This is a genomic window from Sphingomonas sp. CCH15-F11 (genome assembly GCF_001557005.1).
In the GTDB taxonomy this organism is placed as follows: Bacteria; Pseudomonadota; Alphaproteobacteria; order Sphingomonadales; family Sphingomonadaceae; genus Sphingomonas.
Window position 1 is genome coordinate 17,852 of sequence record NZ_LSKG01000086.1, and the last position, 12,557, is coordinate 30,408.

The 12,557-nt window shown below is 71.2% G+C and carries 6 protein-coding genes; 5 read left to right on the top strand and 1 reads right to left on the bottom strand.

All coding sequences use genetic code 11. From position 1 onward, the window contains the following. Window positions 1-3: 3 nt before the first annotated feature. Genes AX709_RS08190 through AX709_RS08200 form a run of 3 tightly spaced genes read left to right on the top strand, consistent with a single transcriptional unit; the run spans window position 4 to window position 8,890 of the window. Window positions 4-4,863, top strand: a complete 4,860-nt coding sequence (locus AX709_RS08190) for a beta strand repeat-containing protein (protein ID WP_197419022.1) — start codon at window positions 4-6, stop codon at window positions 4,861-4,863. Continuing rightward, complete coding sequence (locus AX709_RS08195; RefSeq protein WP_066548659.1) at window positions 4,860-8,030, top strand: CHAT domain-containing protein; 3,171 nt, start codon at window positions 4,860-4,862, stop codon at window positions 8,028-8,030. The genes AX709_RS08190 and AX709_RS08195 overlap by 4 nt, the downstream gene beginning before the upstream one ends. Continuing rightward, window positions 8,030-8,890, top strand: a complete 861-nt coding sequence (locus tag AX709_RS08200; protein ID WP_066548661.1) for a CPBP family intramembrane glutamic endopeptidase — start codon at window positions 8,030-8,032, stop codon at window positions 8,888-8,890. The genes AX709_RS08195 and AX709_RS08200 overlap by 1 nt, the downstream gene beginning before the upstream one ends. A gap of 12 nt (window positions 8,891-8,902) precedes the next feature. On the opposite strand, the gene AX709_RS08205 is transcribed toward AX709_RS08200, so the two are convergent. Continuing rightward, entirely contained in the window at window positions 8,903-10,252 is a 1,350-nt protein-coding gene (locus AX709_RS08205; protein WP_156454209.1) for a M23 family metallopeptidase, read from the bottom strand. Window positions 10,253-10,382: 130 nt separating this feature from the next. Here AX709_RS08205 and AX709_RS08210 point away from each other — a divergent pair, with 130 nt between their 5' ends. After that, window positions 10,383-11,147 carry a PP2C family protein-serine/threonine phosphatase gene (locus tag AX709_RS08210; protein WP_066481715.1) on the top strand — a complete coding sequence of 255 codons (765 nt, stop codon included), beginning with the start codon at window positions 10,383-10,385 and terminating at the stop codon, window positions 11,145-11,147. Then, window positions 11,144-12,557 (top strand): serine/threonine-protein kinase (locus AX709_RS08215; protein WP_156454210.1); only part of this gene is annotated, 1,414 nt, incomplete at its 3' end. The genes AX709_RS08210 and AX709_RS08215, both read left to right, overlap by 4 nt.

Sequence of the window (12,557 nt, forward strand, 5' to 3'; positions counted from 1 at the left end):
GCGATGCGTACCGATCGCGCGGCATGGCTGCGCACGACGGCACTGGCCGGGTGGCTGCTGTCGGCGAGCGTACCGGCATTCGCGCAGGCGCTGCCCACGCCCGGCGACGCGATCCGGAACACCGCGAGCGGCGGCGACATCGCCATCATTGCGAACCCGACGCCGGCGACGCTGCAGGTCGACCTGCGCGCGCGCAACACGGTCATCGAATGGGCGGGCTTCAGCGTGCCCGAGGGGAGCACCGCCACCTTCCGCGACGGGCGCGCCGACGGCATCGCCGGCACCAATCCGATCGCGGTGCTCAACCGGGTGGTGGCGACACCCGCCCCCACGCCGACACCGTCTCCCAACTTCAGCGAATCCTTTTCCACCTTTGCCGCGCCAGCCGCAGCCGCGGCCGCGCCGGGCAGCGCGCCCGCGATCAGCCAGATCCTGGGCGCGCTCAATTCCGATCCGAACGTCTCGGTCTTCCTGATCAACCCGACCGGCATCCTGTTCGGTCCGAACGCGAACGTTTCGGTTGGTGCGCTCGTGGCGAGCACCCTGGCGCTCAGCGATACGGAATTCTTCGGCACCGACGGGTTCGACTTCACTGGTGGAAGCGGCTCGATTCAGGTCGATGTCGGGGCACGCATCACGGCCGCGTCGACGCTGACCACGGGGGCGGTCGCGCTGATCGCGGCGGCGATCGATACGCGCGGGACGCTGTCGGCCAGCGGCGATGTTGCGATCGTCAGCGCGAGCGACGTCAATCTGGTGTTCCAGCCCGGCAGCCCGCTGTCGCTGACGATCCAGCGCGGCACGGCGCTGAACGCGCCAATGGTCGCGCGCGGCACGATCGCGGGCCGCAACGTGCTTTTCGCCGCCGCGACGCAGGCGACGGTGACCGAATCGATCCTCGACATCCAGTCGCTGGTGACCGCGACGACCGCGACCGCCAGCGATCGCGGCGTGATCCTGGCGGCGGGGCCGACCAGCGTGCCCGGCGGCCGCGTTGCCTTTGCCGCGGGTCCGACGACGGGCGGCGTGGTCGACGTGACCCTGGGTGGCAGCCTGAACGCGTCGGGGACGGCGGGCAACGTCACCCTGCTGACCAATGGCGCAATCGGCGCACCCGGCAACGCGGTGGCGATCGACGCGGGTGGGAATGTGACCGTGCGGCCGTCGCGGGGTACGACGCAATTGGGCTCGATCGCCGCGGGCGGTGACGTGTCGATCGTCGTGCCCGGCGCGCTGGAGATCGCGACAGTGGCCGGCAACGATGTTGCGATCGTCGCGGGCAGCATTGCGGGGGCGGGCGGTGGTCCGGGGACCGACATCACCGGTCGCGGCGCCGTCGATCTGGACCTGGCGGGTTCCGCGACGCTCGGGGCGGTCGACGGGACGACGAGCGTGACCATCACGGCACCGGGTGGCGACGTGCGGACGACGCGCCTGCAGTCCGCGGGGACGATCGAGGCGGTGGCGCGCGCGCTCGATCTCGGTACGATCGGTGGCAGCGACGCGTTGCTCACCGCGCAGGCCGGCGACCTGGTCATCGCCGGCGGGACGGTGACCGATGCCGTGCTGAGCGCCGCGAACGACCTTCGCATTACCGGCACGCTGACCTCGAACGGGACGACCACGCTGATCGCGGCCGACGCGATCGTCGGCGGGTCGGTCGTCGGCGCCGGATCGCTGAGCGCATTCGCGACCACGATCGACGCGACCGAATTGTCGGGTGCGGCGGGACTGTCGACCAATTCGGCCAGCCTGACGCTCGACCGGGCGTCGGCGACGGCGGGCAGCGGGTCGCTGGTCACGACCAACGGCGCACTGGCGATCGGATCCGGCCAGTTTGCGCGCCTGTCGCTCGACTCGGCGGCGGACCTGACCATCGGCGGGTCGATCATCGTCGACGCCGATGCGCGGCTGGTAGCCGCGAGCGCGATCGACGGCGGCGGCGTCCGCAGCGGGACGACGCTGGACATCGCGGCCGGCGGGCGGATCGATGCCGACGAACTTGCGGGGGCAAGTGCGGTGACGATCACCGCCGACGCCGTCGTCGCAGACGTGCTCGAGTCGGCCAACGGCACCGTGCGCGCGACCGCGCTCGGTGGCGGCTTGGCGGTCGGGTCGGCCGTGGCGGGGGGCGACCTGGCCCTCGAAGCGGCGGCCGGCGTGACGCTGCGCGGCAATGCGACGGCGGGGGGCGACCTGACGCTGCGCGGGAGCGAGGCGACGCTGGGCAATGAGGGCGTGGCGCTTCAGCAGGCCGGCGGGCAGGTCCGCGTCGACACGACGGCGGGCGCGATCCGCGGGCTCGGCAGCCTGACCCTGCGTTCGAATGCGGACGGGGTCGGTGGCGAGCCGGTTCGCCTGAACGCTGCGACGCGCATCGATTTCGCCGCCACCACCGCGATCGAGAGCGGCGGGCGCGCCGGCGACTTTCTCCTGCAGCGCGGCGACGCGGGTGCGGCGCTGGCGCTGGGTGCCGTGTCGGTGCGCCGGATCGGGGACGGCACGCTGGTCAATGGCGGCGATATCGTCTTCGGTGGCCCGGTGGTCCTGACCGACGGCCTGACGCTGACCTCGACCGCCGGCGCGGTCAGGCTGGGCAATGTGACGATCACCGGCCCGGCCGGACTGACGATCAATGCTGCCGACGCGATCGGGATCGGCGATGTCGCCGCGCGCGACCTGTTCCTGCGCGGGGCTTCGGTCAATGGCGGTACCCTGGATATTGCGAACGATGCCGATATCGCGGCGTCTAACGGTGCCTTGCTGCTCGCGGGCGGGCGGGTCGGCAACCAGCTGCGCCTTGCCAAGGCGGGAACGACCGGAAGCCTGACGATTGCCGGCGCGCTGCAGGCGGCGGCGGCGCCGGGCTCGACGGCCGATGCGATCGTCACTTCGACCACCGACGCCCGGATCGACACGCTGCGAAGCGTCGGCGGGAATGTCGAGGTCACGGCAAGCGGCGCCGTCACCGGTGCTGCGGCCGGGCGCGGCGCAACGCTTCGGGCCAACGCCGCGACCGGCAGCCTTCGCGTAACGGCGGGCGGTGCGCTGACCTTGGCCGGGTTCGACGCGGGTCGCGATGTCGCGCTGACCACCACTCAGGCGCTTTCGGTTACCGGCGACGTGACCCTGGGCGGCAGCCTGACGCTGAGCGGCGCGACCGTTGCCCTGGGCGGCGGCACGAAGTCGGCGGCCGGGGCGATCGACATCACCGCGTTGTCGGGCGGGATCAGCGCGGATGCGGGTGCTCGGCTGATCGCGGACAGCGACGGCGCGGGCGGGGGCGACATGACGCTGCGATCGGCGGCGGCGATCGCGCTGGGCGGCACGACCCTGCTGGGTGGACCGGCCCGCCAGTCGAACATCCGGCTCGCGCTTGGCCCGGGTGCGCCGCTGACGCTGGGCACGGTCGCGGCGCGCAGCCTGACCTCGCTCAACGCCAGTGGCGGCGCGGCCGGGCTAGACACGACCGGGACGGTGACTATCGACACGCTCAGCCTCGTCGATGGCTTTACCGTCGGCCGCACGCAGCAGCCGGCCGCGCTGACCATCGGCACGCTGACCAGCAGCGCTGGCGGCGTTTCGCTGTCGTCGCCGCAACTGCGCGTGGGCAGCGTGACGGCGGCGGGCGACGTGACGATCGAAACCGCGGGCGAACTGCGCTTCGACGCGATCCGCGCACCCGGGCGGCTGGTTTCGATCGGCTCGAGCGACATCGCGATCGGCCAGGCGATCGCCGCCAGCGAGGTGCGGCTGATCAATCGCGGCACGGCGAACCGCGTCCGCATCGGCGGCGTGCCGGAGGGCAATGCCGCGGAGTTCAACGCGGCCGCCGCGCCGCTCTATGCGCTGACCAACGAGGAGATCGCACGGATCGATGCCGCGACGCTCCGCGTGGACGCGGGCGGGCGTGACCTGATCGTCGGCGACGCGACTTTTGGCGCGACGGCGGGCAGTGCAGCGGTGTCGTTGTGGAACCGCGGGCGGATCGACGTGCTCGGGCGGCTCGAGGTGACCGGCGGCGCATCGGCGCGGACGTTGCAGGTGGGTGGCGACGGCAGCGATACCGGCATCGCGTCGGTGATCCGCGTCGCGCCGCGCCCCAGCGGAGGCGGACGGATCGTGGCGGAGGGCGGGCGCGTGCTGCTGGCCGGCGGCCGCATCGGCGTCGGCTATGACCGCGATTTCCAGATGCTGCTGGGCCTGGCACCGGGCAGCACCGCCACGCCGACGACGCAGCAGGTCAATGACCAGCTCGTCGCGCGATCCAACTCGTCGCTCTACATCGCGACGCTGGCCGGCGAAGCGCCCTATGTCGACACCGTGCTGGTCCGCGCCGGGACGCTGGCGGTCCGCTATGCCGACTTCGCGCTGTTCCAGAATACGGGGCTGCCGGGGCTGACATCGGGCATCGACCTGACCGGATTGAGCGGCGTCACCACGCTCCAGATCGGCGCGACCGCGGGCGTGACGCCCAACAGCTTCGCCTTTTTCGGCGCGATCAACGGCGTTTCCGGACGGGCGACCTCGCTGCTGGGAGCGGAAAGCATCAGCCTCGATTCGCTGGTCGATCGCGGCGGCGCGCGCGCCAATGGCTGTCTGATCGGGTCGGCCGGGGGCGGGTGCCTGTCTGCCTCGCTGGCGCAGCCGCAGCTGCTGCGCGTCGAGAACAATACCGAGATTTTCGGAAGCAGCGCGGCGCTGACCCTGCTGTTCGACCCGCTGGTCGGATCGAACAACGAATCGCTGTTCGCCGACATCGTCGGGCTCGACATCGCGCCCGGCGGGGCAACCGCGGAGCCCGCGCCACCGCCCGAATGTCCGCCCGGAAGCCAGGCCTGTCCCGCGGAGCCCCAGCCATGATCCGCCGTCTCGCGATCCTTGCCATCGCGCCGTCCGCCCTGATGATGTCCATGCCCGCATCCGCGCAGGCCGGGCTGCCCGACAGCTTTCCGGCGGGGCGCGATTCGAACGGTGAGCCGTGCACGGCGACGCGCAGCTGGAATGATCCCGCCGCGCGGACGCTGTTCGACACGACTTACGGGATCACCTGTCGCGGCGTCGCCGCGAGCCGTCGCCAGGCGAGCATCCGCATCCATCTCGACCCGCCCGAGGCGGCGGAGCTGGCGCAGTGCGGCGCGGCAGTGCGCCGCCCGGCGTCGGGCCTGCGGCATGTCGGCGAGGTCGAGGCGCGCCGGTGTCTCGACCCCGCGACCGGCGGCGAGATGATCCGCGTGGCCTTCGCGAGCCGGGGGCGCTTTTTCGTTGGTGAGGCCCTGCCCACCACGCTCGGCCCGATGGAGGCGACGCTCCGGGCGGTAATCGACCGCGCGATCCCGCAAACGCCGGCCGACGCGCCCGCCCCCGCGACGATCGCGATCGACGATCTGCCGCCGCTGCCCGCGATCGAGCAACAACGGGCGCTGGCCGCCGCATCGCTCGATACCGGCGGCGTGCTGCAGGCCGGCATTCGCCTCAACCATCGCGGCCTGTTCATCGAGGCCTCGCGCCTGCTCAACGACGCGCTCAGCCGGCTGCCGGCGACCACGCCGCCGCTGACCCGCGCGGAAATGCTGCTCGAGGCCGGACTGGCGGATTCCAACATCAGTCAGTTCGATGCCGCGACAGACCATTTTTCGCGTGCCAGCCAGTTCCTGTCGGGTGCAGAGGATTTCGATCGCCTCGCGTTCCTGAACTCGAAATACGCGACCTATCGTGGGCTCGACGACATCAACCGCCGCGCATGGTCACAAGCGATCGAGACGCTGGCGAGCCGCGACGACAGCGACGCGCCGCTCAAGGACCCGGCGGTGCTGAGCAACCTGAACCGACCCGTCGCGGGTGCCGCGGCGTCGGTAACGTCGACCGATGCGGCGCAATTGTCGCGGCTGCTCGTCGAGGCCCAGCGCAACTGGGCGCAAAGCGTCGCCTATCTGGCGACCGGCGACACGATGCGTGCCCGCGCCGCGCTCGACGACAGCGTCCCCTATGTCACCGAACTCCAGCGCAACGTGAGCCCCGAAGGAGTGGCTGCGCTCAAGTCGCGGCTCGAGCGGCAATATGGCCGGGTCGCCGCGCGAGAGAACGATCTGGCGGGCGCGATCGGCCATTTCGACTGCGCGCTCGCGATCCTGCGCGGTGGCGAGCGGCCGGCCGGCCGGACCTGTCTGCTCGACGCGGGTGACCCGGTGGCGGACGAGACGTTCGACCTCGCGGCCGGCGGATCGCTGGTCGCGGACACGTTGCTGGAGCGCGCGGCGCTGATGACCCGTCTTCCCGGCGTGAGCGATGCGGCGCTGCTCGCCGAATTCGATACCGCGGTCGATGCGCTGGCGCGCACGGGCGGGGGCGGCGTGGCGCGGCCTGGTATGGAAACCTATCTCGACCTGCTCGTGCGGCTGAACATGACGGAACCGTCGCCGGCATTGGCGCAACGGTTTTTCGCTGCCGTCCAATCGGTCGGCGAGCCCGCGATCGCGCGCCAGGTCGCGCAGCTCCAGGCGATCGTGACCGCCGACGGACCGATCGGGGCCCGGGCGCGCGACCGTTCCGCCGCGGAACGCGACATCATTCGTCTGCGCTACGAGATTTCGGCGGTCGACCCCGCCGATACCGCACGCCGCGCCGCGCTGGAGGCCGAACGCCAGCGCGCGGAGGCCGCGTTGCTGGCCGCCAATATCGCGCTGGCGGCGGATACGCGCTTCCAGGCGGTCGACGACCAGCCGGTCACGCTCGCCGAGCTGCGCGCGGAGCTTCGTCCGGGCGAATATTATCTGAAGGTGACCCGGCTGCGCAGCCGCGCCTATGCGCTGATCATCGGACAGGACGACGCGTTCCTGCACGCCCTGCCGGCCCCCGCGGCGACCGTCGATGCGATCGCCCAGCGCGTGCGGACGTCGATCCGCGACGGGTCGCGCACGCTTCCGTTCTTCGATGTCGGGGCCTCCTATGCACTGTTCAAGCTGATCGCAGGGCCGGCCGAAGCCGTGCTGGTGAACGCCAGCGCGATCGTCGTCGATCCGTCGGGTCCGCTCGCCAACCTGCCGGTCGGGGTGCTGGTGACGCGGCTGGACAGCGTGCAGCGTTATGCCGAACGCCGCGCGACCGACGCCAACGATTATAGCGACGTCGCGTTTCTAGGTGCGCAGGCGGAGCTGTCGAGCGCGCTGTCGCCGCGATCGTTCCTGATCACGCGGCGCCTTGCACCGTCGGCCGCGCGAAACCCCTTTATCGGCTTTGGCGAGAATGCGCCCGCGTCGCTGCTGGCGGCCGTCGCGCAGACCCGCGTGCCCTTCGGCAGCGGCTGCGACATCGCCTATGGCGAGCTTGCCGAACTGATGAACGGCAACCGTCCGGTCAGCGCGGACGAGATCGGCATCGCCGCCGCCGCGCTCGGGGTGGCGGGCGCCCCGGAAATCACGCGCGCCGCCTTCACCGATCGCGCGCTCGTCGAACAGGGCGAGCGAGGCGATTTTCAGTCCTATCAGGTGCTGCATTTCGCAACGCACGGGCTTCCCGAAACCAAGGTTGGGGACTGCACCCGCGTCCCGCCGTCGCTGGTCACGACGCTGGCCCCCCCGCAGCCCGACGGCGGCTTTCCCTCCGACGGGCTGCTGAGCCTGCCCGAAGTCGCGTTGCTGCGGCTTGACGCGAACCTGGTCGTGCTGTCCGCGTGCGAAACCGCGAGCGGGGTTTCGGGGATCGGCGGGCGGCTGGCCGGCCAGGACGAATCGGGTGCGACGCTGGATGGGCTGGTGCGCGCCTTCATCACGGCCAATGCGCGCGCGGTGCTCGCAACCTATTGGCAGGTCCCGGCGTCGACGGATACCGATCGGTTCATCGCGACCTTCTATGGCACCGGCCGGACGGCGACGATCGGTGCGGCGTTGCAGGCGGCGCAGCGCCGGCTGATCGCGGATGCGGCAACGTCGCATCCCTATTTCTGGGGCGCCTATTTCCTGGTCGGCGACGGCAGCAAGACGATGCTGACCCCGGCGGCCGCTCCGGTCACGACGGCCGCGCGGCGCTGATGCCGGCGGATAGCGCGTCGCCGGGGATCGAGGCGGCGGTCACGCTGGTCGTCGCAATCGTGGCTGCGGCCGGTGTCGTGATCGGCGCGCAGGCGGCCTATGCCGGGCTTGCCGCGGGGCTGGAAGGGATCAGCCCCGCGGTTCAGGAGGGCGTGTTCACGCTGCTGCTGTTCGGCGTATTGGCGGCCATCGCCTGGGGTGCGATGGCGCTCAGGCCCGATCCTGGACGCCAATTGATCGGCACCCAGCCGGGGCGGATGGCGGCAAGCGGCGTAATCTTGGGCGTGGGTGGGGTCATGCTGGCCATCGGCCTGTCATGGCTGGCGGGCGCGGTCATGGCTGGCGGCAGCGATGCGGGTGGGGCTGCGGTGCTGGCGGGCACGGGCGTGATCCTGATCCAGGCGAGTGCGGAGGAGTTTTATTTCCGCGGCTGGCTGCAGCCCGTGCTCCAGCGCGGCTGGGGCGACGCGGCGGGGCTTGTCGCGACGAGTATCGCATTTGCGCTGCTCCATCTCGCCGGCGGCGGGGCGAGTGCGACGGGGATCGTCAACCTGTTGATCGGCGGATTGTGGTTCGGCGTGCTCGCGGATCGATCGGGCGGTATCGTCCTGCCCGCGCTTGCCCATTTCGGCTGGAACTGGGGCGAGGCGATCATCGCCGGGCTGAGCCCCAATCCCGGCGTCGGCAGCTTCGGCGCGCTGGTCGACCTCGACCTGATCGGGGTAGCGCGCTGGGGCGGGTCGGACGAGGGCCTGAACGCCAGTATCGGCATGACGTTCGTGCTCGTGGCGCTGCTCGTGGCGACGCTGGGCTGGCGGCGGCCCGGCCGGCGCGCCACCGATGCGGTGACGGCACCCTGACGATGACGCCGCTCAGTTGGACTGGGCGGCCCGGCTGACGTCGATGCGGTCGCGTTCGCGCGCGAATGCGATCAGCGCCTGGCCCTCCAGCGTCCGCCCGGCCTCGGTCTCGATGCTCAGCGGATCGACCGGTTCGCCGTCGATATGCACTTCGTAATGCAGATGCGGTCCGGTCGAACGGCCGGTCGTGCCGACTTCGCCGATCTGCTGGCCCTGCGAAACATGCACCCCCGCGCTGATGCCCGGCGCAAAGCGGTTCATGTGCAGATACAGCGTTTCCCAGCCGTTCGTGTGGCGGATGCGCACGAAATTGCCGTTCGGCCCCTTCGGCGCGGCGAATTCGATCACGCCGTCGCCCGAAGCGAAGATCGGCGTGCCCGTCGGCGCGGCGAAATCGGTGCCGCGGTGAAGCTTGCGGAAACCCAGGATGGGGTGCGTGCGAAACCCGAAATTGGACGATACCCGCGCGCCGTCGACGGGCGTGCGCATCAGCGCGCGCACGATGCTGCGCCCGCTGCCGTCGAACCATTCGGCGGCGCCAACGTCGGGCGCGAAGCGATAGACCGCGCTCGACTTGGTCTCGGTCGTGATCGACGCGTAGAGGAGCGTCGGCGGCCCGACCGCTTCGCCGGCTGCGTTCACCTGCTGTGCGAATGCGGCCTCGAAGGCGTCGCCGGCACGCACCTCGCGCTGAAAGTCGAAATCAAAGGCGAGCGCGCGGGCGAATTCGGGAATGACGCTGTCGATCACCCCGGCGGCGACCGCAGAGGAATAGAAGCTGTCGGCATCCATCGTGCCGCGTCGCACGACGATCCGGCTGCTGAACTGCGCCGCGACGCGGGAGGCGATGAATCGTCCCGCATCGCCCGGCGTCACCACGACGCCGGAGCTGTCGTCGTTCGACGCTTCCAGCCGGTCGAGGCGGAAGCCGTCGGGGGTTTCGGTCAGCGTGATCACGGCGCGGATCTCGCCATCGGGCTTCAGGCCGGGGCGGGCGGCGAGGGCGGCCGCCGCGGCGCTGGCGGGCGCGATGCCCGAGGCACGCAGCGCAGCCATGAGGTCGCCCGCGCCCGACAGCACCAGCGTGCGCCGCGTCTGTGCCGGCCCCCGCGCTTGCGATGGCGATGCCAAGCTGGCGTCACCATCGCCGGGCCGCGATTGCCAGGCCGTGATCGCGCCGGCGGCAAGGATCAGCGCGGCGGCGGCGATGCCGGCGGGCAGGCCGGCGATGCGCTGGCGCCAATCGCCCGCGCGCCGGTCGGCCGGTGCCTTCCTGTCCGGGCTACCGGCGACGCCGGTATAGGCGCACCAGTCGCTGATCCATGTCCGCGGATCATAGGAATCGCTGATCGCATCGGCCATCTCGTCCCCCCGGTCGCCGCCCGCCGTCGCATCTATGTCGCTGCGCCGGGGGTTGCGCAATGTGCCTTGCGATTGCGGCGAGCGGCAAAGGCGGGCTAAAGCAGGGTGGGGCGCGGCAGGGGACGTGCGGATGATACCGCTCAAGACCGAATGGCAGGCACTGACCGACACGGGGCTGGTCCGCGAGGTCAATGAGGATCGCTACTGCGCGTCGGATACGATCGGCCTGTGGGCGGTCGCCGACGGGATGGGTGGGATGGCCCGCGGCGACTGGGCGGCGGCGACGTTGATCGACGCGCTCGACGCGCTGCCCCGGCATGAGGATGCGGACGCGATGGTGTCGGCGACCGCAGAGGCGGTTCAGCAGGCGAACCGGGCGATCGTGATCGAATCGGCCGCGCGCGGCGCCCAGATGGGCACGACGGTCGTTGCGCTGATCATCCGCGAACGACGCTTCACCGTGCTCTGGGTCGGCGACAGTCGCGCCTATCTCCGCCGCGATGGTCAGCTGCATCAGCTGACCCGCGACCATAGCCAGGTGCAGGAACTGATCGATCGCGGGGTGCTCGACGCGGCGGCAGCGGCCACGCATCCGCTGCGCAACGTGATCACCCGCGCGGTCGGCATCGGCGAACCGCTGACCATCGATGCGATCACCGACACGCTGCTGCCCGACGACCAGTTCCTGTTGTGCAGCGACGGCCTGCACGGCGTCGTCGCGGATGCGGAAATCGACGCCATCCTCGCCCGCCACGAGGCCCGCGACGCGACGCGGGCGCTGGTCGATCGCTGTCACGCGCTGGGTGCACCCGACAATGTCACGCTCGTGCTGGTCACCGCGAGCGAATCGACGCTGATCCGCTTCGGCTCCGAATTGTCGCGGGCCGTGCCATGACCGCGCCGAACGACGATCGGGAATCGCCCGAAAGCGACCGGACGATCATCCGGCCTTCGACGAGCTCGACATCCGAGCCGCCCGCCCCGGCCCCCGACCGGACGGTGATCGCGCCACAGGCGGCCGCGTCACCCGCGCCACCGACCATGGCGGCGCGTGCCGACGGCGTCGGCATCCAGATCGGCGACGTGCTCAATCATATCTTCGAGGTGCGCCGCTTCATCGCACGCGGCGGCATGGGCGAGGTGTTCGAGGGCGTGAACGTCAACAGCGACGAGCGGGTTGCGATCAAGGTGATCCTGCCCGCGCTCGCCAACGACCCCAATGTCCAAGCAATGTTCCGCAAGGAAGCGCGCACGCTGACCCGGCTGTCGCACCCCGCCCTGGTCCAGTACCGCGTGCTTGCCCAGGAACCGCAGCTCAACGTCTTCTACATCGTCACCGAATTCATCGACGGCAGCAACCTGTCCGATGTGCTGGGCAAATTGTCGCCGACGCCCGAGGGGCTGATCGACCTGACCCGCCGGCTCGCCTCGGGGCTGGAGGCGGCGCACGCGCTGGGGGCGATCCACCGTGACATCTCGCCCGACAATGTGCTGCTCGAGGATGGCCGGCTCGACCGTGCGCGGATCATCGACTTCGGCATCGCCAAGGATCTCGATCCGGGATCGAAGACGATCATCGGCGACGGCTTTGCCGGCAAGCTCGGCTATGTGGCGCCCGAACAGCTTGGCGATTTCGACCGCCAGGTCGGCCCGTGGAGCGATGTCTACAGCCTGGGTCTCGTGATCCTCGCGGTGGCGCTCGGCCGCAACGTCGACATGGGGAGCAATTTCGTCGAGGCGATCGATCGCCGGCGCAAGGGCGTCGACACGAGCGGGGCGCCCGACACGATCCGCCCGGTGCTCGACCAGATGCTGGTCGCCGACCCGGCGGGTCGCCTGCGCTCGATGGACGCCGTCATTGCCGCGCTCGGCCAGCCCGTTGCGACGCCGCCCGCCGGTCGCAAGCCCAAGCCGGCGGCGACGCCCAAGCCCGCGCGACCAGCCCCGCCGGGGCCTGCGGGCTCCGGCACCGCGTCGCGGCGTCCGCTGATCATCGGCGCGGCGGCAGCGGGGGTGGGCGTCGTCGCGCTGGCAGCGTGGCTGGCGCTGAGCGCCGGCGGGCCCGTTGATCCGCCGGTGAAGGCACCGAATGCCTCCGGCACCCCGGTTGCGGCGGCACCTGAAGAGGCCGCCCGGCGCGCGGTGGCGGCGGCGCTGCCGTCGATCGGCTGCACCTGGCTTGACGTGACCCGGGTGACGGCGGGCACGGGCGGCGTGTCGCTGGCCCTGGCCGGCGTCGCCGGGCTGCCGGCCGAGGCCGAGTCCCGCGTATTTCGCGCGGTAGAGGCGAGCGGCGGGCGCGTGG